The 25,066-nt window shown below is 62.2% G+C and carries 10 protein-coding genes; 4 read left to right on the forward strand and 6 right to left on the reverse strand.

Going from position 1 to position 25,066, the window contains the following annotated elements:
- The 3 genes from HX814_RS23065 to HX814_RS23075 all read left to right on the forward strand — a co-directional run.
- Positions 1-4,246, forward strand: a 4,246-nt coding sequence (locus tag HX814_RS23065) for a non-ribosomal peptide synthetase (RefSeq protein WP_177015430.1), incomplete at its 5' end; no start/stop codon positions are given.
- 11 nt (positions 4,247-4,257) lie between these two features.
- On the forward strand, positions 4,258-12,855 hold the full coding sequence (locus HX814_RS23070) for an amino acid adenylation domain-containing protein (RefSeq protein WP_371318534.1): 8,598 nt from the start codon (positions 4,258-4,260) through the stop codon (positions 12,853-12,855).
- A gap of 63 nt (positions 12,856-12,918) precedes the next feature.
- Entirely contained in the window at positions 12,919-13,875 is a 957-nt protein-coding gene (locus HX814_RS23075; protein WP_177009574.1) for an alpha/beta hydrolase, read from the forward strand.
- 80 nt (positions 13,876-13,955) lie between these two features.
- Here HX814_RS23075 and HX814_RS23080 read toward each other — a convergent pair whose 3' ends face one another.
- The 5 genes from HX814_RS23080 to pvdM all read right to left on the reverse strand — a co-directional run bounded on the left by HX814_RS23080 (position 13,956) and on the right by pvdM (position 21,825).
- The gene (locus tag HX814_RS23080) at positions 13,956-16,367 is read right to left on the reverse strand and encodes a TonB-dependent siderophore receptor (RefSeq protein WP_177009573.1); all 2,412 of its coding nucleotides are present in this window, start codon (positions 16,365-16,367) and stop codon (positions 13,956-13,958) included.
- A gap of 108 nt (positions 16,368-16,475) precedes the next feature.
- Positions 16,476-18,125: a cyclic peptide export ABC transporter gene (locus HX814_RS23085; protein ID WP_177009572.1), complete on the reverse strand. Its 1,650-nt coding sequence runs from the start codon at positions 18,123-18,125 to the stop codon at positions 16,476-16,478.
- 119 nt (positions 18,126-18,244) lie between these two features.
- Positions 18,245-19,135, reverse strand: coding sequence for a formylglycine-generating enzyme family protein (locus tag HX814_RS23090; protein WP_177009571.1), 891 nt, complete (start codon positions 19,133-19,135; stop codon positions 18,245-18,247).
- Between the two features lie 31 nt (positions 19,136-19,166).
- Positions 19,167-20,444 (reverse strand): aminotransferase class V-fold PLP-dependent enzyme, encoded by a 1,278-nt coding sequence (locus HX814_RS23095; protein ID WP_177009570.1) that lies wholly within the window; start codon positions 20,442-20,444, stop codon positions 19,167-19,169.
- Positions 20,445-20,475: 31 nt separating this feature from the next.
- On the reverse strand, positions 20,476-21,825 hold the full coding sequence (gene pvdM / locus HX814_RS23100; RefSeq protein WP_177009569.1) for a pyoverdine-tailoring dipeptidase-like protein PvdM: 1,350 nt from the start codon (positions 21,823-21,825) through the stop codon (positions 20,476-20,478).
- Positions 21,826-21,976: 151 nt separating this feature from the next.
- On the opposite strand from pvdM, the gene HX814_RS23105 reads away from it, so the two are divergent.
- Positions 21,977-23,608 (forward strand): PvdJ/PvdD/PvdP-like protein, encoded by a 1,632-nt coding sequence (locus HX814_RS23105; RefSeq protein WP_177009568.1) that lies wholly within the window; start codon positions 21,977-21,979, stop codon positions 23,606-23,608.
- A gap of 44 nt (positions 23,609-23,652) precedes the next feature.
- Here the strand turns inward: HX814_RS23105 and HX814_RS23110 are convergent, their stop codons facing one another.
- On the reverse strand, positions 23,653-25,062 hold the full coding sequence (locus tag HX814_RS23110; RefSeq protein WP_134327021.1) for an efflux transporter outer membrane subunit: 1,410 nt from the start codon (positions 25,060-25,062) through the stop codon (positions 23,653-23,655).
- Positions 25,063-25,066: the final 4 nt, after the last annotated feature.

Here is a 25,066-nt window from a genome sequence, read left to right on the forward strand (position 1 = left end):
CCCACTGCTGCGCGCGGTGCTGGTGACCCTGGCCGACGGCAGTCAGCGGCTGCTGCTGGTGGTCCATCACCTGGCGGTGGACGGCGTGTCGTGGCGCATCCTGTTCGAAGACCTGCAAACCGCCTACGAGCAACTGCAGCAGGGTCGCGTCGTGGCATTGCCGGCCAAGACTTCGTCGGTCAAGGCCTGGGGCGAGCGGCTGGCTCGCTTTGCCCGGGAGGAGGCGCTGGAGCAATTGCCTTACTGGCAAATGCAGTTGCACGATGTTCAAGCCCAATTGCCCTCGGACCATTCCGGTGGTCGGCAAACCAACCAGGACGGCCTCACGGTGTACAGCCGTCTGGACTCGGTGCAGACCCGCCGCCTGTTGCAGGACGCCCCGGCGGCCTATCGCACGCAAATCAACGACTTGCTGCTGACGGCACTGGCGCGGGTGATTTGCCGCTGGACCGGCCAGGCGAGCACCTTGATCCAATTGGAAGGCCATGGCCGTGAGGACCTGTTTGATGAAGTTGACCTGACCCGCAGCGTCGGCTGGTTCACCAGTGCTTTCCCGGTCAAGCTGACCCCGGCCGGTGACCCGGCGGGTTCGCTGAAAAACATCAAGGAGCAACTGCGCGCAATCCCCGATAAAGGCCTGGGTTTTGGTGTGTTGTCTACCTTTGCCGAGACAGAGACGCGGGAGGCGATGGCGCAGTTGCCTGCACCGCAGATCACCTTCAATTACCTGGGCCAGTTCGACAGCAGTTTTGACGATGGCGATGTACCGCTCTGGGCACCTTGCGACGAAGCCCGTGGGCCGGAGCAAAACGCAGAGGCGCCGTTGGCCAACGGCCTGATCCTCAATGGCCAGGTGTTCGCCGGCGAGCTCAGCCTGGGTTGGGCCTTCAGTGCCCAACGTTTCGACGAGTCGACCATCCAGCATCTGGCCGATGACTACGCCCGTGAGTTGGCTGGCCTGGTCGAGCATTGCTGCCTGCCGGGCGCCGGAGCGGTGACGCCGTCGGACTTCCCGCTGGCGACCCTGAGCCAATCCGCGCTGGACGGCTTGCCCATGACGGCACACAGCATCGAAGACATTTACCCGTTGTCACCGATGCAGCAAGGCATGCTGTTCCACACGCTATATGAACAGGCCTCTGGCGATTACATCAACCAGATGTGCCTGGACGTCGAAGGACTGGACCCGGACAAGTTCCGCCAGGCCTGGCAGGCCACCCTGGACGCCCATGACATCCTGCGCACCGGCTTCGTGTGGTTGGCCGAACAGGATCAGCCGCTGCAGATCGTGCGCAAGCAGGTGACCCTGCCTTACGCGTTGCACGATTGGCGCGGGCGTGCCGGGCAGGCGCAGGCCTTGCGCCAACTGGCCGAGGCCGAACAAGCCAGGGGCTTCGAGCTTCAAGAGGCACCGTTGCTCAGGTTGACCCTGGTGGCGCTGGATGATCGTCACCATCACCTGATCCTGACTCATCACCATATCCTGATGGATGGGTGGAGCCACTCGCAGATGCTCGGTGAGGTGCTGCAACGCTACAGTGGTCATAACCCGCCGGTATCGACCGGGCGCTATCGTGATTACATTGCCTGGCTGCAAGGTCAGGACCAAACGCTCCGGGAAGCGTTCTGGAAGCAGCAGCTGGCCTCGCTGCAAACACCGACGCGCCTGGCCCAGGCGGTCGTTGCGCCACGTGTCCTGGGTACAGGCTATGCCAGCCACTTCGAGGTACTGGATGCGACTCAGGCGCGCCTTCTGAACGAGTTTGCCCGCCAGCAGAAAGTCACCCTCAATACCTTGCTGCAAGCCGCCTGGCTCCTGCTTTTGCAGCGTTATACCGGGCAGTCGACGGTGTGCTTTGGTGCCACCGTGGCTGGGCGTCCGGCCGATCTGAAGGGGGTCGAGCAGCAGATCGGGTTGTTCATCAACACCTTGCCAGTGGTTGCCAGCCCGCTCGCCGGGCAGAGCGTCAGTCATTGGTTGCAGGCGGTCCAGGCGCAAAACCTGGGGCTGCGTGAGCATGAACACACGCCGCTGTTCGAGATTCAGCGCTGGGCCGAACACGGTTCCGAGTCGTTGTTTGACACACTGTTGGTGTTCGAGAACTTCCCGATCGCCGAAGCGCTGGCCCAGGGCAGCGACAATGGCCTGGTGTTTGGCGCCGTTGCAGCCCATGAGCAGAGCAATTATCCGCTGACATTGTTGGTCAATGCCGGGCAGACGTTGGCCCTGCACTATCACTATGACTGCAGCGTGTTTGGTGCAGAGGCGATGGCAGGTATCGCTGGTCACCTCAACCGGTTGCTGGTCGAGTTGACGACTTCAAGTGAGCGGGTACTGGCTGATGTGGTGATGCTCGGTGGCGACGAACGTCAACTGATTGAACAGACCTGGAACGCCAATGGCCTGGACTTCCCGCGTGAGCGGTGCATCCATCAACAGATTCAGGACCAGGTGCAGCGTACGCCCGACGCCCTGGCGGTTATCTGGGGTGATGAGCAACTCACCTACCGCCAGTTGAACGGCCGGGCGAATGCCCTGGCGCGCAAGCTGGTGGCGCTGGGTGTTGGCCCTGAAGTGCGGGTTGGCGTGGCCATGCCGCGCAGTGCGCAGATGGTCGTGGCATTGCTCGCGGTACTCAAAGCGGGCGGCGCGTATGTGCCGCTGGACCCGGATTACCCGGCCGAGCGCGTGGCGTACATGCTCAAGGACAGCCAGGCTCGAGTGTTGCTGACGCAATCTGATGTGCTGGCGGCGGTGGAGGTGACTGCATCCATCGAAGTACTGCTGGCTGAGACTCAGGACACCGATGATCAGGACCCGGCCGTTGTGGTCAGTGCGAATAACCTGGCCTATGTGATCTACACCTCCGGCTCCACCGGCCTGCCCAAGGGCGTGGCTATTACTCACCGCAACGTGGCGGCGCTGACCCAGTGGTCGCAGCAGGTTTACAGCCCTGAAGACATTCAAGGGGTGTTGGCCTCCACGTCGATCTGCTTCGACTTGTCGGTGTGGGAGCTGTTTGTGACCCTGGCCGGCGGCGGCTTTATCGTCGGTGCCCGCAATGCCCTGGAGCTGCCGGAGCTGGCGGCCCGAGACCGGGTGCGCCTGATCAACAGCGTGCCTTCGGCGATGGGAGCCTTGCAGCGTGCCGGGCAAATCCCGCAAAGCGTGCGCATCATCAATCTGGCGGGCGAACCGCTGAAGCAGTCGTTGGTGGATGCGCTGTATGGCCGTGGGCATGTGCAGCATGTCTACGACCTGTATGGCCCGTCGGAAGACACCACTTACTCCACCTGGACCCGCCGCGAAGCCGGCGGCCAGGCCAATATCGGCAGGCCGTTGGCCAACACCGCCAGCTACCTGCTCGACGCCGAGTTGCACTCGGTGCCCGTCGGCGTGGCGGCGGAGCTTTACCTGGCCGGTGAGGGCATCACCCGTGGCTATCTACTGCGTCCGGGGCTGACCGCCGAGAAGTTTGTGCCGAACCCGTTCTCGACCACCGGCGAGCGCTTGTACCGCACTGGTGACCTGACCCGTTATCGCCCGGAGGGGGTGATCGAGTACGTCGGGCGCATCGACCATCAAGTGAAAATCCGCGGTTTCCGGATTGAAATGGGCGAAATCGAAGCTCAATTGATGGCCCAGGGCTCGGTACGCGAGGCCGTGGTGCTGGCGGTGGAAGGTGTGAGTGGCTTGCAACTGGTGGGTTATGTAGTGCCCGACCAGCCAGGCCTTATCGACGCCGACGCGCAAGCAGACTTGCAAGACGACCTCAAGCGCCGCCTGCATGAAGTGTTGCCTGCCTACATGGTGCCGGCGCAGTTGCTGGTGCTTGAATACCTGCCGCTGACCCCCAACGGCAAGCTTGATCGCAAGGCCTTGCCGGCCCCTGGCGCGGTACAGCGTCGCGACCAGTACACACCACCGCAGACCGACACCGAGCAGCAATTGGCGCAAATCTGGAGTGAGGTACTTAACGTCGAGCGGGTCGGCCTGGAGGATGACTTCTTTGCCTTGGGCGGGCATTCGTTGCTGGCCACCCAACTCATCGTGCGTATCCGTGAGCGAATGGACCTGCAAGTGCAGCTCAAGACGCTGTTCGCTGCCAGCACCTTGCGCACCTTCAGTGCCGAAGTGGCGCAGTTGGGATCGGCCAGTGAACCGCTGATGGATGAATTGGCTAAATCTTTGGAGGCCCTCAAACGTTTAACAGGGGATGAGCTTGAAAAGCTAATTTCAGAGTGAAGGGGATAGGTGTGAAAGAGTTGATCGGAGCAGTGGGCGAGCTTTCGCCAAAGGAACGCAAAGCCTTGGCGGTGCTGCTTAAACACAAGGGCATCAATCTCTTCAGTGTCGCGCCTGTTTTCAAGAGAAACGCCAGTGAACCGTTGTTGCTGTCCTACGCTCAGGAGCGGCAGTGGTTCTTGTGGCAGATGGATCCGCACAGTACGGCTTACCACATCTCCAGTGCCCTGAGTTTGCGTGGGGCGCTGGACGTGGCAGCCCTGGAGCGCAGCTTTTCGACGCTGATCGAGCGTCATGAATCGCTGCGTACCCATTTTGTCCAGGACGGTTCACGGCGGCTGCAGGTCATCAGCCCGGCAGCGGGCGCGAGCATCGACTTGCACACCCTGGCATCGGCGCACGCGCAACAGCGTGGCGCTCAGATCAAGGCGTTCGTGGAGGATGAAACCCGACAGTTGTTCGATTTGCAGCAAGGCCCGTTATTGCGGGTCAAGCTGCTGCGAGTCAGTGCCGATGAGCATGTATTGGTGCTCACTCAGCACCATATTGTTTCCGATGGCTGGTCGATGCAGGTGATGGTCGACGAGCTGGTGCAGTGCTATGCCGCCTACAGCGAGGGACGTTCGGTCGAGTTGGCGCCGTTGCCGGTGCAGTACGCCGACTATGGGCTGTGGCAGCGCCAGTGGATGGAGGCGGGAGAACTGGAGCGCCAGTTGGGCTACTGGACCGAACGCCTCGGTGGCGAGCAGCCGGTACTGGAATTGCCGTTCGATCATCCGCGTCCCGCCGAGCAGAGCTTTCGCGGCAACACCCACACCCTCAACCTGAGCGCGGAACTGGTTGCCGGCCTCAAGCGGCTGGCCCAGCGCGAAAACGTCACCCCGTTCATGTTGTTGCTGGCCTCGTTCCAGGTGCTGTTGTACCGCTACAGCGGCCAGGGCGATATTCGGGTCGGGGTGCCGGTGGCCAACCGGAACCGTGCCGAAACCGAACGGTTGATCGGATTCTTCGTCAACACGCAGATTCACAAGGCCGACGTCGACGGGCGCACGTCCTTCCGCGAGTTCCTGCAACAGGTCAAGCAAAATGCCGTGGGCGCGCAGGCGCATCAGGACCTGCCGTTCGAACAACTGGTGGAAGCCCTGCGGCCCGAGCGGACGTTGAGCCATAACCCTTTGTTCCAGGTGATGTTCAACCACCAAAGTGAAGACACTCGCGGGCGGGTCGAGGTGACAGGCCAGGCCTCGCGCCTGGAGATCGAACGCCTGAGCTGGGAAACCCATACCTCGCAGTTCGACCTGACCCTCAATACGGTTGAACACAGCGAGGGCCTGTCGGCGCAATTGACCTATGCCACTGACCTGTTCGAGCCGGCCACAGTCGAGCGCATGGCGGGGCACTGGCAGGCTCTGTTGCAAGGGATTGTCGCCCAGCCTTCCCGGGCGATTGCCGAGTTGCAGATGCTCGACACGGTGCAGTTGCGCACGCTGCTACAGGACTGGAATGCCACCAAAGCCGCTTACCCGTTGGACCAAAGCGTACAGGCGCTGATTCAGGCCCAGGTGGACGCTACGCCGCAGGCCATCGCCCTGGTGTTTGCCGGCCGGCAACTGACCTATCGCCAGTTGGATACGCTGGCCAACCAATGGGCGCACAGGTTGATCGAAGCCGGTGTCGGCCCGGACGTGCTGGTGGGTGTGGCGGTCGAGCGCAGTATCGAGATGGTGGTCGGGTTGCTGGCGGTGCTCAAGGCCGGCGGTGCTTATGTTCCGCTGGACCCGGACTATCCCGAGGAGCGCCTGGCCTACATGATCGAGGACAGTGGCATTGGTTTGCTGCTGACCCAGCAGGCGCTGCGGGAGCGCTTGCCGATCCCGGCGCAGGTGGTTTGCCTGCTGCTGGATCAACCGCTGGCCGGGTACGCTTCGACCTGCCCGCCGATCAGTGTGCAGCCGGAAAACCTGGCGTATGTGATTTACACCTCCGGTTCCACCGGCAAGCCCAAGGGCGCCGGCAATCGTCACTCGGCGCTGACCAACCGCCTGTGCTGGATGCAGCAGGCATATGGCTTGAGTGAAGTGGACACGGTGTTGCAGAAAACCCCCTTCAGCTTCGACGTGTCGGTGTGGGAGTTCTTCTGGCCGTTGATGACGGGGGCGCGCCTGGTGGTTGCAGCACCCGGCATTCACCGCGAGCCGGCAAAGCTGATTGAACTGATCAACCGTGAGCACGTCACCACCCTGCATTTTGTACCGTCGATGCTGCAAGCGTTTGTCGCCGATGTAGCGGTCAACAGTTGCACCGGCTTGCAGCGCATTATCTGCAGCGGCGAGGCCTTGCCGGTGGACGCGCAGCAGCAAGTGTTCGCCAAGCTGCCTCAAGCCCGGCTTTACAACCTGTACGGCCCGACCGAGGCTGCTATCGATGTCACCCACTGGACCTGCCGTGAAGAGGGGCGCGACAGCGTGCCCATCGGCCAGCCCATTGCCAACCTGGGGACCTACATTCTTGATGCGGGCCTGGGGCCGGTAGCTGTCGGGGTGGTGGGTGAGTTGTACCTCGGCGGTGAAGGACTGGCGCGGGGTTATCACCGTCGCCCGGCGCTGACCGCCGAACGTTTTGTCGCCAGCCCGTTTGGCGGTGGCCAGAGGCTGTACCGCACTGGCGACCTGGCTCGTTACCGGGCAGACGGGGTGATCGAATACGTCGGGCGTATTGACCATCAAGTGAAGATCCGCGGCCTGCGGATCGAGTTGGGGGAAATCGAAGCACGCCTGATGGAGCAGGACGCGGTGCGCGAAGCGGTAGTGCTGGCGGTGGACGGCGCGAGCGGCCTGCAACTGGTGGGCTATGTGGTACCTGCCCAAGGCGATGTGGCCGAAGCGTCGCTGCGCGAAATGCTCAAGGCCCGTTTGCGCGAAGTGCTGCCGGACTACATGGTGCCGGTGCACCTGTTGTTCCTCGAGCAACTGCCCCTGAGCCCCAACGGCAAACTGGAGCGCAAGGCGTTGCCGAAGCCGGATGTACGCCAGGCTCAACAAAACTTCATTGCGCCGCAAAGCCCGCTGGAGCAGCAGATTGCCGCGATCTGGCAAGACGTGCTCAAGCTTGAGCGGGTCGGTTTGTCGGATAACTTTTTCGAGCTGGGTGGCGACTCGATCATTTCGATCCAGGTGGTGGGGCGTGCCCGCCAGGCCGGGATTTTCTTCACACCCAAGGAGCTGTTCCAGCACCAGACCGTACAGGGGCTGGCTGGCGTCGCGCGCATCGATGCCGCCGGGCTTGAAGTCGAGCAAGGCGCAGTAACGGGCAACCTGCCATTGTTGCCGATTCATCAGGGATTCTTTGAAGAACCCATCGCCGAGCGTCATCACTGGAACCAGTCGGTGCTGCTCAAGCCGACTCAGGTTATCGAGGCTGCACTGCTGGAGCAGGCGTTGCGTGCGCTGCTGGTGCATCACGATTCGCTGCGCCTGGTGTTCAGCCAGGGCGAAGAGGGCTGGGCCGCAACTTATCGCAGTGTCGAGGCCCTGTTGCAGGGCCGGAACGTGTTGCAGGAGGTGCAGCTGCGCGATACGCAAGCGTTGCAGGCGTTTGGCGAGCAACTCCAGCAGAGTCTCGACCTGCTGAACGGGCCGCTGCTGCGGGTGGCGCTGGTCGCGTTGGCGGATGGTTCGCAGCGGGTGTTGCTGGTGCTTCACCATCTGGTGGTGGACGGTGTTTCCTGGCGCATTCTGTTTGACGACTTGCAACTTGCCTATCGCCAGGTGGCGAGCGGGCAGGCGCTCAAGCTGGCGCCCAAGACTCATTCTGTGCGGGCCTGGGCCGAGCACCTGCAGGCTTATGCGCAGCGCCCCGAGGCGCAAGCCGAAGTGCAGTACTGGCAGCAGCAGTTGCAGGATGCCCGCCCGGACTTGCCGGTGGATCATCCAGGGGGTGGCCTGCAAAACAAACATGGCCTCACGGTCCATTCGCAGTTGAGCAAGGAACTGACGCAGTTGCTGCTGCAGGAAGCGCCCGCGGCTTATCGGACGCAGGTCAATGACCTGTTGCTGACTGCGCTGGCCCGAGTCATGGTGCGCTGGACCGGCCACGACCAGGCGCTGATTCAACTTGAAGGGCATGGCCGTGAAGATCTGTTTGCCAGCATCGACCTGACCCGCACGGTCGGTTGGTTCACCAGCCTGTTTGCGGTGAAACTCACGCCGGCAGCGGGTATTGGTGAGTCAATCAAGCAGGTCAAGGAACAACTGCGAGGCGTTCCCCAGCGGGGCATCGGCTTTGGGGTGCTGCGCTACATGGGCAGCCCCGTGCACCGCAAGGTACTGGGGCAGTTGCCCGCGCCGCGTGTGACCTTCAACTACCTGGGGCAGTTTGACGGCAGTTTTGATGTGGATGCCGGTGCGCTGTTTGTGCCTTCCGGCGAATCCATCGGCCTGGAACAAAGCCCGCAAGCGCCGCTGGGCAACTGGTTGACCATCAATGGTCAGGTGTACGGCGGTCAATTGAGCCTGAACTGGGTGTTCAGTCGGGAGATGTTCAATGAGGCGACGATCGAGCATCTGGCACAGGCGTACATCGCCGAACTCCAGGCGCTGGTCGAACATTGCAGCCAGTCGCAAAACCTGGGCGCGACGCCCTCGGACTTTGCCCTCTGCACCTTGACCCAGCAACAACTGGACAGCCTGCCCGTGCCGTTGGAGCAGGTCGAAGACCTCTATCCGTTGGCACCGACGCAGCAAGGCATGCTGTTCCATACGCTGGACCCGTCGGCGGCGCACCTTTATATCAACCAGACTTGTGTGCCTGTCGAGGGGCTGGACGTACCGGCGTTTATCGCCGCCTGGGATCAGGTGGTCGCTCGCCATGAGATTCTGCGCACCGGCTTCTGGTCGTCCAGCGACCTGCGCGAACCGTTGCAGGTGGTGTACAAGGCCGCCCAGGTCTCGGTGCAAATCGTCGATTGGCGCGATCGCCAGGTTGATGCTGACGCCTTGCAAGCCTTGGCGCAGGACGATTGCGCCAAGGGCTTTGACATGTTGGCGGCCCCTCTGACGCGCCTGACCCTGGTGCACCTGGATGAACACCGCCACCAACTGATCTGGACCAGCCACCATATCCTGATGGATGGCTGGAGCAACTCGCGCTTGATGGGTGAAGTCTTCGAGGTGTACGCCGGCCGCGCCTTGCCTGCGCGCAAAGGGCATTACCGCGATTACATCGCCTGGCTGCGCCAGCAGTCCCCGGACACGGCGTCGCTGTTCTGGAAGCCGCAACTGCAAGCCCTTGAAGGCCCCACCAGCCTGGCGGCGAGTATTCATCCCCAGCCCGAGCCTGGCTTGGAAGGGCACGCGGCGCTGTACCTGAACTGGGATGTCAGCCAGACCCGGCGCCTGCGCGAATTTGCCCAGCACTGGCGTATCACCCCGAATACCTTGATCCAGGCGGTGTGGTTGTTGCTGTTGCAGCGCTATACCGGGCAAGCCAGTGTGTGCTTCGGCGCCACTGTGGCCGGACGTCCGGCCAGCCTGCCGGGTGCCGACGAAATGCTCGGGTTGTTCATCAATACATTGCCGATCGTCCAGCAACCGGATCCGGCCAAGGCGCTGTGCCAGTGGCTGCTTGAATTGCAGGCGCTCAACCTGGAAGTGCGCGACTACGAACACGCAGCATTGGCCGATATCCAGCGCTGGTCGGGGCAGGGCGGCACGCCGTTGTTTGACAGCATTATTGTGTTCGAAAACTACCCGGTGGATGAGCGCCTGGCCGAGGTCGGCAATCAACAACTGCAGTTTGGCCAGGTCAGTACCCGGGATGTGACCAACTACGCGATGGACCTGGCGATCAACCTGGGCCAGACCCTGAAGATCGAGTTCCTGTATTTGCGCAACGCGTTCACCGAACAGGCGTGCGACCAGGTTCGACGCAGTTTCGAGACGCTGTTGTTGGCCATGCTCGATTCGCCTCAGGCCCGGGTGGGCAGCTTGCCGACTCTGGCGTGCGACGAATACGCCGGTTTGCTCGCCGCGAACCCGCTGCGCCAGCTGCCGGCCACGCAACCCTTGTTGCCGCAATTGATCCGGCAACAGGCCCAGGCGCGAACCGAGGCGGTGGCGCTGGTGTGTGACGGCGTGCAACTGACCTATGGGCAATTGGAGCAACGTGCCAATCGCCTGGCCCATTACCTGATCGGCCTGGGCGTGGGCCCGGAGGTGTGCGTCGGAGTCGCCCTGCAGCGCAGCGTCGAGGTGATTGTCGCGTTCTACGCGGTCATGAAGGCGGGTGGAGCCTATGTGGCGCTGGACATCGATTACCCTCGGGAGCGCCTGGACTGGATCGTCAAGGATGCGAATGTCTCGGTGTTGTTGACCCACAGTGGCGTCAGCGAAGGCTTTGGGGCGTTGGACGCGACCACCCGGGTGTTGCTGGACCGCGTGTCTCTGGACAGTTTCCCGGATGCATGCCCGCCATCGCGCCTGCAACCGGATAACCTCGCCTACCTGATCTACACCTCAGGGTCCACGGGGCAACCCAAGGGCGTGGCGGTGAGTCACGGTCCCATTGGCATGCACTGCGCCGCGATTGCCGAACGCTACGAAATGGATGGGGCGACGCGCGAACTGTTGTTCATGTCGTTCGCCTTCGACGGCGCCCAGGAGCGCTGGCTGTCGACCCTGCGCAGTGGCGGGTGCCTGGTGATTCGCGACAATAACCTGTGGACCCCGCAGGAAACCTGGCAGGCGCTGCACGAGCAGCGCATCAGTATTGCCTGTTTCCCGCCGGCGTATCTGCAGCAACTGGCGGAGTATGCCGAAGGCCGGGAAGCCCCGCCGGTGCAGGTCTACTGCTTTGGTGGCGATGCCGTGGCGCAGGCCAGTTTCGAACTGGTCAAGCGCACCCTCAAGCCGCGCTATTTGACCAACGGTTATGGCCCAACGGAAACGGTGGTCACGCCCCTGTTGTGGAAAGCCGCCGCAAGCGAAACCTGTGACGCGGTGTATGCGCCGATCGGAAGTCGAGTGGGCGAACGCAGCCTCTATGTGTTGGATGCATGCCTCAACCCCGTACCGCAGGGTGTTGCCGGTGAGTTGTACATCGGTGGTGAGGGGCTGGCACGCGGGTATCGCCAGCGTCCGGGAATGACTGCCGAGCGTTTTGTCGCGGACCCGTTTTCCACGGACGGCGGGCGGCTCTACCGCACTGGCGACCTGGTGCGTCAGCGGGCGGACGGGGTGTTCGATTACCTCGGACGCCTGGATCATCAAGTGAAGATCCGTGGCTTCCGCATTGAGCTTGGCGAAATCGAATCAAGGCTGCGTGACATGGCCGAGGTGCGTGATGCGGTCGTGGTCGCACGTGACACCAGCGCCGGCAAGCAGTTGATCGGGTACGTGGTTGCCGATGAGCATCCGGCGCTTGCCGAGCGTTTGCGCCAGGACTTGCAGGCGCAACTGCCCGACTACATGGTGCCGTCGCAGATTCTGGTGGTGCCAGCGTTTCCCGTCAGCCCCAATGGCAAGCTGGATCGCAAGGCATTGCCAGACCCCGAATTCAAGGGGCGCCATTACGTTGCGCCACGCACCCCGGTCGAACAGGCGCTGGCCGCGATCTGGCAGGAGGTCCTGGAGGTCGAGCAGGTGGGTGTCACCGACAATTTCTTCGAGCTGGGCGGCGATTCGCTGCGCGTGCTCAAGGTGCTGGGCAAGGTGCGCGGCAACACGCAGCTTGGATTGGACCTGAAATTGCGCGACATGATGAGCAAGCCGACCATCGCCCAGCTCAGTGGCCATGAAGAGGTCGAAGCTCCGCTTGATCCGCTGTTGCTGCTCAACAGTAACGTGGCGAACCGCCGTCCACTGTTCTGCCTGCATGCCGGTTTCGGCACCGTATTTGACTATGAGCCACTGGCACGCCTGCTGGAAGGCGAGTGCAGCGTCTATGGGGTGCAGTGCCGCATGCTGCTGGACCGCCAATGGCAGGATGAATCATTGCCGGCGATGGCGATCGATTACGCTCAGTACATTCGCCAGAAGCAGGCCTACGGGCCGTATCGTTTACTGGGATGGTCACTCGGTGGACCCTTGGCGCTGCTGGTGGCCAAAGAGCTTCAGGAGCAAGGCGAGGCGGTGGAATTTGTCGGGCTGGTAGACAGCTACATGCCCACCTCGACGCCCGCTACCTCGGATTGGCGCGATGACCTGCAGGATTTCCTCACCGCCACCCTGGGCCAGACCTGGCCGCAGGCATTGCCGGTCACCCTGCAGCCAGCGGCCGTGGAAGTGATCATCAATAGCTTGCAAGCCGGTCAACGGGCGGGGGGGCGTTATGGCCAACTGGAGGCGACCGACCTGGCACAGGCGTTTATGGTCGGCATGCAACTCAAGGCCCTGGCGCAGGCGTTCAGCGTCTTGCCGTGGGTGGCAGTCGACACGTGCTGCTGGTGGGGTAACGGCGTAGGCACGCTGGAGCGCCAAGCCTTCGAGCGGCTGCTGCCACAACTCACCGGCGCCGAGCAGATCGATGCCGGCCACTACGACCTGCTGCGTAACCCTCTGTTGTTGCAGCGCCTGGCGGGCCTGCTGCACAGCGCCGAGCTGATTGCCGATTGACCCTGGCGCCGGCCCCGGGGACGGGGCCGGCGTCGTACCTCACTACTTTCCAAGGAAAACATGATGCCCTTGCACCCCGACCTGGCTGCGTTTCTGGAGCTTGTGGAAATGGGCCGTTGGAGCGGAAAAAGCCAACCCCTGCATGAATTATCCGTGGCGCAGGCCCGTAGCGAATTCGAAAATACCTCGCTGATCCTCGATCCCAGCCCACCTGACGCTATTGAAGTGCAGCCGTTGACCTTTACCGGCGCCGACGGCAATCCGCTGCCGGCCCGCCTGTATCGCAAGCCTGGACGCGGCCACGCAGCGCAGCCGGTGATTTTGTACTTCCACGGCGGCGGCTATGTGGTCGGTAGCCTGGATTCACACGATTCGGTGTGCCGACGCCTGGCAGGTACCAGTGACTATGCGGTGCTGGCCCCGGCCTACCGCCTGGCGCCCGAGGCGCCGTTCCCGGCGGCGGTGGATGATGCACTGGCGGCAGCCAACTGGTTGGTCGAACAGGCACCTCAGTTGCAACTCGATGCCGGCCAAGTGGTCGTCAGCGGTGACAGTGTCGGCGCCACGCTGGCGATGATTGTCGCCATGACCGCCGTGCAGGACCCCCAGCGGCTGGCCTTGCGGCCTGCGGCGCAATTGCTGTTTTATCCGGTCACCGATATCACGCGGCTGCGCGATTCCCACCGCGCTTATGCAGAGGGTTACCTGCTGGAAACCAGGACACTGGAGTGGTTCTACCAGCACTACATGGGCGCTGCCGGTAAGCGCCATGACTGGCGCGCTTCGCCGCTGCAGAGTACGACGTTGCCCGCACTGGCGCCGGCCTGCGTGATGCTGGCCGAATTTGATCCGTTGCTGGATGAGGGGCGTGAGTGGATTGCGCGTCTTGAGGCGAGCGGCACACCGGTGACCGCAGTCATCCAGCCGGGGCTGACCCACGACTTCCTGCGTATGCAGGGGCTGGTGGCGGAGGTTGAGGGGATTTACCTTGAGGTGGGCCGGTGGTTGGCCAGTCGCTGAGACCTTGCGTCCCGGTTGCTGCCTTGCTGCGTTGACAACACCCTGCCGTGGCAGGGTGTTGTTGTTTCAGGGGATGTGTTTTACATGCTCCACTTCATGGTCACGGCCACGTTACGCGGGTCGCCGAAGATGTTTGCGCCGGCCGGGTTACTGATGCTCTGGTAGTAGTGCTTGTCGAACACGTTGTTCAGGTTGGCTTGCACCTTGAGGTTTTTGTTCACGTTATAGCCGGTCATCAGGTCGACGATACTGTAGCCGCCCTGAGACACGCCGTAGGTTGTGTATGTGCTGCTCTGGCTACGGAATGAACCGCCGATCGACCATTTTTCGAGATCGCCCGGCAATTGATAAGTGGTGGACAGCTTGAGCAGGTTGTAGGGCGTGTCACTGTCGAAGCGACCGCTGCCGCCCTTGACGTTTTTGGCACCGGCATAGGTGTAGCCGGCCGAGGCCTGCCAGCCGCGGGCAAGCATGCCTTGCAGTTCAAGGTCGACGCCTTTGGTTTCAACTTCGCCGGAGGCCACGGAGCAGGAAGCAACACCCGGTGCACAGGCATCAAGCCCTTGGGCGAGGTTTTCCTGGTTCAACTGGAAATAGGCCAGGCTGGCGTTCAACGCGCCGTCAAAGTACTCGCCCTTGATCCCGACTTCACGGTTGGTACCGGTGACTGGCGGCAGCAGGCTGCCCTGGAAGTCCACGTTGGCTTGCGGCTGGAAGATTCTGGTCCAGCTGGTGTACACCGAGTAGGTGTCGTTGATGTCGTAGATCAGGCCGGCATAAGGGGTGTACTCCCGAGTCGCCTTGTAGTCGGCGCCGAATGCGTAAGCGCCGGAAATAGTGTTCTGTTCGTATTCGTACCAGTCCAGGCGTGAACCGAGGATCAGTTTCAGGTCGTCGCGCAGATGGAAGCGCACGGTGGCGTAGGTGCTGTATTGATCGACCTTGCCCTTGCGCGACCAGTTGTAGTTGATGGCCGGTTTCTCTATGCCGTGATAGTCGAAGTTTGATGGGTCGAGGACGATGTTCGGGTCGTTGAGGAAACCACCGCCGGGGCCATCGTCGGTTTTATCATTGCGATAACTGCCACCGAGCACCAGTTCGTGGGTCGCACCAAACAGGGTGAAGGGGCCGGAAACGTACCCGTCGACGCTTTTTTGCGTGTGCTGGTAGGTGTAGCGGCCCACGTTCAGGTTCAGCTGGTCTGCACTAGGGTCCAGTCGATAGAAACTGGTGCCCAGCATGTCCAGGTCGCCTCGCAGCCACGTGGTATTCAGGCGCAGTTTCCAGTCGTTGTCGAAGCGGTGCTCAATTTCGGCAAATGCGCTGGTGTTTTTCTTGTTCCAGTAGGTCCAGTTCGGGCTCATGCGCGTCGAACGGGATATCGGCAGGAACGTGCCATCGGCACGGGTCGGAATGCCCGACCAGTCGGCACCCGGGTTGTCCTCTCGGTTGTAATACGCGCCGAGGGTCAGGGTAGTGGCTTCGCTCAGGTCAAACTCGGTGATGCCGTACAACAACTGGCGCTTGCTGCTGTAGCCATCGGTAAAGCTGTCTTTGTCCTGGAAGGCACCGACCACGCGGCCCCTGATCGAACCGCTGGAATTGAGGGCGCTGCTGGCATCGATTTCGGTGCGGTAGTTGTCCCACGAGCCGGCACCCACGGTGACAGACACTTGCGGCTCGACGGTGGGGCGCTTGCGGATCAGGTTGAGGGTGCCGGAAGGGTTGCCGGCACCGATCATTAGGCCCGATGCACCGCGTACCACTTCCACCCGGTCGAACATCGCCAGTGTCGAGGTGCCGAGGGTGTCGCTGTCATACGCGACGGGCAGGCCGTCAATCATGATGTTGTCGATGGCGGAGCCGCGGGAGTAGAACTCCGGGCGTTCACCGCCGGTCTTGCGCATGGTCAGGCCTGGGGTATAAGTCGAAATATCCTCCAGGGACTGCATGTTCTGGTCATCCATGCGCTGGCGGGTGATCACCGTGACCGACTGCGGCGTCTCGCGCATGGAGGTCGCCAGTTTGGTCGCGGTGCTCATGGAACCGGTGGTGTAGGAGCCGGTGCCTTCGGTGGTCTCGCCCAGTTGTTGGCCGGTAACGCTGGTGGCCCCCAGCTCCAGGGCGCCGCCTTCGCTGCGGCCGGTGATAGTGACGGTGTTGCCGGAAATGCCGTACGCCACGCCACTGCTCCCCAGCAGCTTCTGCAGCGCCACGGTGGGCTCCATGGAGCCGCGCACGGCGATGCTTTTCAGGCCCTTGAGCTGGTCAGGCGAATACAGCACCTGCAATTTGCTTTGTTGGCCAAAGGCTTGAAGTGCGCTGGTCAAGGACTGGGCGGGAATCTGGAAGCTGATTTCCTGGGCTTGGACCTGGCACGCCAGCGGTAGCGCAGCCATCAGCCCGAGCAGGCTGGGTGCCAGTCGGGGCTTGAGCAGGTGGCGCATCCAGATGGCTTTTGAAAGGGGTGTCAACGTTGTCGGCGTGGGCATTGGCTGGGCTCTTATGGTGGCGACGCTAATGGTAATGATTGTTATTAATGAAAGTGAGACGCAGCAACACACCAGAACCGGAAAAAATCTTCCGGTTAATTTCAGGTATCAGGCCGGAACCTGTTCGATTGCGACTTTTCCAGCTTCCAGCCGTACCAGTTGATCGGCGACATCGAAGTAGCGGTCGTCGTGGGAGATGACGATGATGGTCTTGCCCAGGCGCTTCAGGTCCGGCAGCAACTCGGTGTAGAAAATCCGTCGGAAGGTCGGGTCCTGGTCGGCGGCCCATTCGTCGAACACCAGTACTGGACGCTCCTCCAGCCAGGCGTTGACCAGGGCCAGTCGCTTGCGCTGGCCGGTCGACAGGTCGGTGGTGGTGAACTTGCCGTCACGCACGCTGACCTTGTGGGCGATTTCCAGGCGTTGCAGGTATTTTTGCGCGTCTTGTGGCAAGTGGCTGTCACCCTGGACGACGTCATCGAACAAGTAGTAATCGGCAAAAATGGTGGTGAACAACTGGCGATACTCATCGCGGCCCTGGGCGGTTACCGCTTGCCCATTGAGGCTGACGTCACCTTGTTGCGGAGCATACAGGCCCAGCAGCAGCTTGATCAGTGTGGTTTTGCCGCAGCCGTTTTCACCCACGATAAACACGATGTCGCCTTGCTTGATCTGCAGGTTGACCGGGCCAAGGCGGAAAGGGTCCGCGCCTTCAACCGGAGGGAATGCATACGACACATCCCGCAGTTCGATGCTTTGGATACTGCGCTTTTGCTGTTCGGTATCACTGAGCAACAGGTGCGGCTCGGGCGAGGAGAACTGATCCGACAGTTCCGAGATGCGGCGAAAGGCGATCTTCGCGCGGCTGACAATCGGCAACGTGCCTACCAGATGTTCCAGTGGGCCTTTCATGTACAGCAACACCAGTACGAAGCCGCTCATTACTGCCTTGTCATGGCTGGGCCACACGGTTTGCAGCACCAGCGCCAAGCCGATCACGATGAAAAACAACATGGAACCGAAGGTCTTGGCGATCACGAATGTGTTGATCGAGCGGATCTGCGTCTTGCAGATAAAGTCGGCGGTCGCCTGGATCCCGTGCACAAACATGCGGTGGCGGCGTGGGCGATGGATGCGCAGTTCCTTGGCGCCATCGGCAATCGCGTTGTAATGACGTTGCAAATCGTCCTCGGCTTCCCGCGCAGCCTCGAAGCCCTTGACCCCGCTGGACTGCGCGATGAACTGGGCGCCGGTACCGATGGCGATGGCCACCAGCATCAACAGGAACATCGGCCATGACAGCAGCGCCAGATAGCCCAGGCAGCCCAGCGTTACGGTCATCGAAATGGCCAGGGGCGCAAAGGCGAAGGCGAAGTCGCTGATGGTGTCGACGTCGTGGGTCAGTACCGGGATCAGTCGGTGGCTGCGATAGCGCTCGATCTGATCGATGGGCGCGGCGAGAACCTTCTCCCCCAGGGTCTTGCGCAACGTGGCGATGATGTTCTGGCCGACGAAGTTGGTGCCGATGTCGGAAAAAATCGAGCTGAGCAGGGCCAGCAGGCACAGGCCGGCAAACAGGGCCACCACACTGCCGGTGGGGCTGCTGTCGGCGTGCAGGGCATTGTTGATGGTCGCCAGCAATACCGTCACGCTCAAGCCGCCGATCATGCCCAGCAGGATGGAAAGGGCGACGATTAACCTGAAGGGTTTGAGCAGGGTAAACAATTCATGAATGGCGCCGCGCGTTGGCTGGGTCATGAGGGGACGGTTCCTTGGGTGGAATAGGCAGATACCCTTTAGAACGTCTGGTCACGCGCTTAATTTAGACGGTCGCCGATTGACGGCGACCTCGCTGGAGCGGGAGGTTGCGGCAGGCCTCAGAGATCGCGCACAACCCGAAATCCGATCCAGTCGCCGCGGGTTTGCGGGTAGATGTTGTTGCGGTTGCCCGAGCGGGAAAACACCGGTGCTTCGCCCCAGTCATTGCCACGAATCTGGCGGGACTCACAGCCCGGTTCCACCCAGGCGCTGCCATCGGTCGGCGCCCCGACATAGTTGGTGTGTTCGCAGTCGGCCAGCCACTCGTAGACGTTGCCGTGCATGTCGTACATGCCAAAGGCGTTGGGTGGGTAACTGCCCACCGGCGACGAATAGCTATAACCATCTGCCGGGCCGTAGGTGTTGGCGTGCTCGGCGATGCTGTAGCCCTTGCCAGCATCAAACGGGAACGGGAATGGCCCGGTGGAGCCGGCGCGGGCAGCGTATTCGCGTTGGGCTTCGCTGACCATCTGGTAGGTGTGGCCGGTTTTTTTCGACAGCCAGGCGACGTAGTTCTTCACGTCGTCAAAGTCCATGCACACCGCAGGCTGGCGCGGGCCCTGGGGGTAGCGCGGCTTGCTGGCGATGCATTCGCGGCCCGGGCGTTCATCGCCGTTGGCGATCTTGACCCCGGTCTGGCGCACGTAGCTGTCCCACTCACCGGCGGTGACCTGGAAGCGGCTCATGGCAAAGGGTTTGGCAAAGGTGACATCGTGCATCGGGCCTTCGTCGGGCTCGCGGCCGACTTCATCTTCCGGCGTGCCCATGGTGAAGGTGCCGGCGGGCAGCACGACCATTTCGGGGCAGTCCTTGCAGTCCTTGAACACCTTGCCCGGCTGTGGCGCGGCGGCTGCCTGGGCGAGGCCTGGCAGCAAGGCGCCGCACAGCATCGTCAGGGCCAGGGCGGCCAGGGGTTTGAGGCGGGACGGAGCGGGAGTGTCACTGTTCATGGGGCATCTCGATCAAAAGGAAAAAGGGGCGTCAAAACCGTTGGCTGAGCAAGGTCATGAAGCGCTGGATCTCGGTTGATGTGTTGAGCAGGCCGGGAGAGGTGCGTACCACCGGGCCCACGTCGCGGTCCACGGCATCGATCACCACACGGTTCTTCATCATGTGCGCCGCAACCTCGCCGCTGTCCTGGCCCTTGACCCGGAAGAACGTAAAGCCTGCCGACAGCGCGGGGCTGCGCGGCGTCACCAGTTCGATTTGCGGGTGGGCCAGCAACTGGCCTTTGAGTTCGTCGTTGAGTTGGTGAATGCGCGCCTGCACCTGTGCCTTGCCCAGTTGCAAGTGCAGCTTGAAGGCCTCGTCTAGCGCCCAGCGATGTTCGAAGGCGTGATAGCCGCCGGGGGTCATGGTGGTCGCGAAGTTATTGTCCTGGGAGAACGTCGGCACCATCGGCGTCACGTAGGTGTTTTGCTCGGAACGGGCGCAGATCAGCCCGGTACCGCGGGGGCCGAACATCCATTTGTGGGTGCCGGCAATAAAGAAATCACAATGCATGTCGGGGAAGTCGAGGTTTTCCACGCCGAAACCGTGCACACCGTCGACCACGTAGAGGATGCGATCCTTGTCGTCACGGTTGCGGTTGTGTTCATCCACCAGTTTGCCGATCTCGCCAATCGGCAATTTGACGCCGCTGCCGGACTGCACCCACGTCATGCCAAGTACACGGGTGTTGGGGCGGATATTGCGCTTGATCGAACCGAGCACCTCGTCGACCGACACGCGGTTGGCGTCCTCGAACAGCTTGATCTTGCGCACCTGGGTGCCTTGTTTGCGCACCCTGAAATCGAGGCTGTATTCGGTGGCGTAATGTTCGTGGACGGTGGTGAGGATCTCCTGGTCAGGGCGCACCTGGATTCCGCCATAGATCATCGCCAGGCCTTCGGATGTGCTGCCGGTCAGTGCGATCTGGCCAGGTTTCGCGTTCAGGTAGCGGCCGGCCCATTCGCGCACCTGGCCTTCACGCTTCCAGGTTTCCTGCAGGTCCCAATCCATGGCCAGGCCCGGATTGCGGTCGATCTGCGCGCGGTAGCGGTCAATCGCATCGCGCACCGGCTTGGGGTGCGAGGTCACCAGGAAGTTGGAAAAATGCAGGTAGTCCGGGTCCTGGGTGAACAACTGGCGAAAGCCTGCCCATGAGTCGCCGGGTGGCGCCGCATTGCCTGCCAGGGCCTGGGGAATGATGGCGGTGCCCAGCGGCAGGCTCGCGGCGAGAAGCCCGGCCTGCTTGAGAAACGTACGGCGGTCGGTCATGAATTCACTTCATTCATTGGGGGGGGGGGGGTCAGCGATTGGCCAAGGGCTTGGCAGCTTTTTGTACCTGGTCCCAGACCCGCAGGAAGTTACCGCCCCACAGTTTGGCGATATCGGCTTCGGAGTAGCCGCGCTGGATCAGTTCGGCGGTGACATTGCGCACCTCGCCGACGTTCTCCCAGCCCTGGACGCCGCCGCCTTCGTTGAAGTCTGAAGCGATGCCGACGTGATCGATGCCGATCTTTCGCACGGTGTAGTCGATGGCGTCGCCCAGGTCCTTGAGCGTGGCCTTGGGTTCCTCGTCGAGAATCGCGTACAGCGCGCTGGCGTACTGGCCGAATTTTTGCTCGGACCAGGCCGAGATGATCGGATCGCCTGGCATCAGGGCCATGGCCAGGTTGGGTAGCGGGGGTAGATCAAAGCGTGCCCGCAGGGCGTTGAGCTTGTCTTGGGTGGGCTGGCTGAGCGGGCGCAGGTAAGCCGAGAAACCGACGACCTGGACCACGCCGCCGCTGTTTTTGATCAGTTGCATTTCCTTGTCGCTGAGGTTGCGCGGGATGTCCACCGAGGCGCGCGGTGCCGAGTGCGAGGCAACCATCGGCGTGCGACTCAGTTGGGCGACTTGCTCCAGGGCCTTGGTCGACATTTGCGAAACATCGATGATCACCCCCAGGTCATTGAGGCGCTGTACCGCTTGTTTGCCAATGTCCGAGAGACCGTCGAGGGCATCGGGCGAATCATTGAAAAACGGCAGTGGGCGTGACGAATCGGCCCAGGCGTTATTGCCAATGTAGCTGAAGCCGAACATTCGCATGCCGCGTGCGGTCCACAGGTCCAGTTGGTTCAGGTCGTTGCCCAGCGGGTAGGCGTTGAGCATGCTGATAAACACCGCAAACTTGCCTTCGCCGTGCAGGCGCCGGAAGTCATCCGGCGTATAGGCAATGCCCACCTGATTGGGAAAATCGCGGACCATGCCGGTGATGATCTTGTAGCGGACTTCCTGTTGGTGACGGGCTTCTTCGACAAAACCTTCGGTGGGCTTGTGCGGGGCATTCGGACCGTTCCACATTTCCGGCCAGCCGAAAATCGTCAGTGCAGCACCGGACAGTCGGCCACGGCTGGCCTTGGCCAGGTCGAACTGGCCGGCACCGTCCTTGTCCGCCTCGTTGCCGGTGGTGCCGAAGTCGAGCATCACGGTGATGTGACTGTCGAACGACAGCAAGCGGTTCTGCAACTCATCGGCTTGCTTGATGACCTCCAGCGGGTAGCCGGCGTTGCCCTTGAACCAGTGATCCCAGACCAGGAAGCCCGCACCTGCGCCAATGGCCAGGACCAGCGGCAGGCCCAGGTACAGCGCCTTTTTCGAACGTGGTTTTGTCATTGCCATCTCAGTCAGTTGAGGCCTTTGCTATCAGGGAAGAACGAGTGATGGCTGCACAAATTTAGGCGGTGGCCACTGACGGTAAATTTCCCCCTGCCGGGAACGTTCTAGCTTGGATAAAGCCTGCTTGATGGCTGACACAGGTAAAGCAATGACGATTTCTCGACGAGGGTTCATCGCAGGCTTGGCGCTGACCGGCGCCGTGGTGCCCGCGGCCTATTACGCCCATCGTGAGTTGACGCGTGAAGAAGAGTCTCCGATCACGCCGGGGGAGGCCACGGTCGACCTTGCGGACACCGCTGGCCAGCAGTTGGCGAACAGCCTGAGGGGTGTCTGGAGCCTGCGGTTCAAGGGGCGGGATGCCGGGCTTGCGGGCTTGCCGCTCAGCGGGCTGGAGCTGCTGCTCGACGTCGCTCCACGTGGTCGTGGCCTGCGGGGCTATCTGGACACCGCCGAACAACTGCGCTCGGACGAAGAACCACGCTACCGGGTGATCGGTGACCTGGCGCCTGGCAATGGCGCTCGACTGTACGTGCGGTTGATCGACCGTGATGCGCCGGACGCCGCGCCGACCCATGAACTCATCATGATCCTTGATGAAGTGTGGGGCGAGTTCGGGAATGCCGGTGGTGGAACCCTCAGCGGGCAAATCCTGCGCCTGGATCGGCCATTGGCGTTGCTTGAGCTGGACAACCATTTTGTCGCCACCAAGCAGCTGTTTCCCGAGGCCCGGGAGCGTATCGGCCTGCATCCGACGTTGCTGGCCTGGTTGATTGCTCCCGAACATCGCCTGTTTCACCAGCTCTGGCACGCCTCCCGTGATCAGTGGCACAAACTCTCCGAAGAGAAGCGCAACGCCCTGCGCGGGATTGGCTGGCAACCCGGGCCACGGGACAAGGAGCGCGACGCCCGCGGCCCGCACAAGGACCGCAATGGCTCGGGCATCGATTTCTTTTTCATGCACCGGCACATGCTGGGCACTGCACGGTCCATGCAGGACTTGCCTTCATGGCCGTACTTTCCCCAGCCGCAGCCTGCACTTGAGCGTGACCGGCAGGGGTTTATCCGGTACTTCGACAACCAGGACGGCTTCGCACTGCCGCCGACCTGGATGGCCAGTGACGATGCCGAATACACCCAGTGGGTCAGCGATATCAAGGCGGCCGAGACCTACCACAGCAACTTCGAAGTCTGGGAGTCGCAGTACCGCGACCCGCGCTACCTGGCCAAGTTGACGCTGGGGCAGTTCGGTTCAGAAGTCGAGCTTGGCCTGCATGACTGGTTGCACATGCGCTGGGCGTCGGTGCCGCGGGACCCGTCCAACGGTGCGCCCGTACCGTTTGCCCGTGACCCTGCGGACTTCGCTGCGCGCTGGTACACGGCGCAGAACGACTTTCTCGGTGATCCGTTTTCATCCCATGTGAACCCGGTGTTCTGGCACTTTCATGGGTGGATTGATGATCGGGTCGAGGATTGGTTTCGGGCCCATGAGCGTTTTCATCCGGGTGAAGTGAGCCGGCTGGAGGTCAACGGCGTGCCGTGGTTTGCGCCGGGGCGTTGGGTGGAGGTGGATGACCCATGGTTGGGGCCGGACACCCACGGTTGCAGTACTGTGCCGGGTTTGCAGATGGGCAAGTCGATGGAGATGGACCCGGAAACCATGAAGCTGGCGCTGCGGATTACCTTCGGGGCGGATGAGGACAAGCTGGCCGAGCTGTTTCGCAAGGTGCCGAAGCGTCCCTGGTATGCGCGGCATTTGAAGGTCAAGGAACGGGTGCTCTAAAGGGCGCCGCTCAACGGTGGGAGCCGGGCAAGCCCGGCTTTCATTCAGTTGATCGTGCTTGCTGGCACCTGCCAGCCGCCCCCCAGCGCCTTATACAGCGCAATGCTTGCGTTCAGCCGTGATCGGCGCAATTGCACATTCAAATCCTGCGCCGCGTATAACGTACGCTGCGTCTCCAGCACCGTCAGCAGATCCTCCGCTCCGGCCTCGTATCGGCTCTGGGCAATCTCAAAGGCAGTCTGCGCCTCCCTCAGTTCCTCGCTCTGCCACTGACGCTGCGCATCCAGCCCGCGAATGCTGCTCAGGGCTTTTTCCACATCGGCAAAGCCATTGATGATCGCTCCTCGGTAAGTCTGCAGCAGCTCATCCTGACGCGCCCGGGCCTTGTCCCGCTCGGCGCTCAGGCGGCCATTGTTGAAGATCGGTGCGACCAGGCCGGAAGTGAGGTTGTAGAACGGGCTGCGCACTACGTCGGCGAGCTTGTTGGCACCCGAGCCAAGGTCGGCACTGAGGGTGAGGGTGGGCAACATGGCTGCCCGGGCGACGGTGACGTCTGCCTGGGCTGCTGCCAGCCGGGCCTCGGCACTGGCGATGTCGGGACGGCGGCTGAGCAGTTGGCTGGGAACACCGGCGGCGATGCCCGGCCAGTTCAATTGGGCGAAGGGTTGCGGGGCCAGGTGCAGGTCCTGCACCGGTGTGCCCAGCAGTGCCGCGAGGCTGATCAAGGCCTCGTCGGCCTGTTGCTGTGCCAGCGGCAGTTGGCGTTGTTGTGCGGCCACGAGGCTTTTTTGCTGGGCCAGTTCCAGGGCGGTGGCGGAGCCTGCATCGTGGCGAGTCTGCACCAGCTTCAACACGTTTTGGGCGTTGTCCAGGTTGAGTTGGGCGATGCGCAGTTGCTCACGCAATGACAGCCACTGGGTATAGCTGGTCGCAACACCGCTCAGCAGGGTCAGTTCCACGGTGGCCTGGTCGAACTCGCTGGCGCGCACCTCTTCCACGGCGCTGTCCCGGGCGGCGCGCTTGCCACCCCAGAAATCAATTTCGTAAGTGGCGCTCAGGCGCGCATCGAAGTAATCCACGGCCTTGTTGCTGCTGGTGGCATCCAGCTGGCTGTAGCCCTTGCCCCGCAGCAGCTTCTGGCGGTTTGCATTGAACGCGCCGGTGAGTTCAGGCAGCAACGGTGCGCCGGCTATCACTGCGCTGGCCTGGGCCTGGCGCACCCGGGCCATGGCGCTGGCCAGGTCGTAACTGCCGCTGCGGGCCTGTTCGATCAGTTGGTTGAGCTGGGGGCTGTCGAAACTTGTCCACCATTGCTGGTTGGCCCGCAGCGCCGTTGCGTCGCTTGCGCTGTGCCAGGCGGGCGGTGGTTGCATGCCTGCGCCCGGACGCGGTGCGGGGCTGCTGCAGGCGGCCAGCAGCAGGCTGGCGGCGAGGAGGGTCAGGGACACTTTCATAGGG

This window comes from Pseudomonas sp. C8002 (genome assembly GCF_013385765.1).
In the GTDB taxonomy this organism is placed as follows: domain Bacteria; phylum Pseudomonadota; class Gammaproteobacteria; order Pseudomonadales; family Pseudomonadaceae; genus Aquipseudomonas.

Excerpts from the sequence above, each read along its gene's own strand:
- HX814_RS23075 (WP_177009574.1), top strand. The coding sequence starts at position 12,919 with ATGCCCTTGCACCCCGACCTGGCTGCGTTTCTGGAGCTTGTGGAAATG.
- HX814_RS23080 (WP_177009573.1), bottom strand. The coding sequence starts at position 16,367 with ATGCCCACGCCGACAACGTTGACACCCCTTTCAAAAGCCATCTGGATG.
- HX814_RS23085 (WP_177009572.1), bottom strand. The coding sequence starts at position 18,125 with ATGACCCAGCCAACGCGCGGCGCCATTCATGAATTGTTTACCCTGCTC.
- HX814_RS23090 (WP_177009571.1), bottom strand. The coding sequence starts at position 19,135 with ATGAACAGTGACACTCCCGCTCCGTCCCGCCTCAAACCCCTGGCCGCC.
- HX814_RS23095 (WP_177009570.1), bottom strand. The coding sequence starts at position 20,444 with ATGACCGACCGCCGTACGTTTCTCAAGCAGGCCGGGCTTCTCGCCGCG.
- pvdM (WP_177009569.1), bottom strand. The coding sequence starts at position 21,825 with ATGACAAAACCACGTTCGAAAAAGGCGCTGTACCTGGGCCTGCCGCTG.
- HX814_RS23105 (WP_177009568.1), top strand. The coding sequence starts at position 21,977 with ATGACGATTTCTCGACGAGGGTTCATCGCAGGCTTGGCGCTGACCGGC.
- HX814_RS23110 (WP_134327021.1), bottom strand. The coding sequence starts at position 25,062 with ATGAAAGTGTCCCTGACCCTCCTCGCCGCCAGCCTGCTGCTGGCCGCC.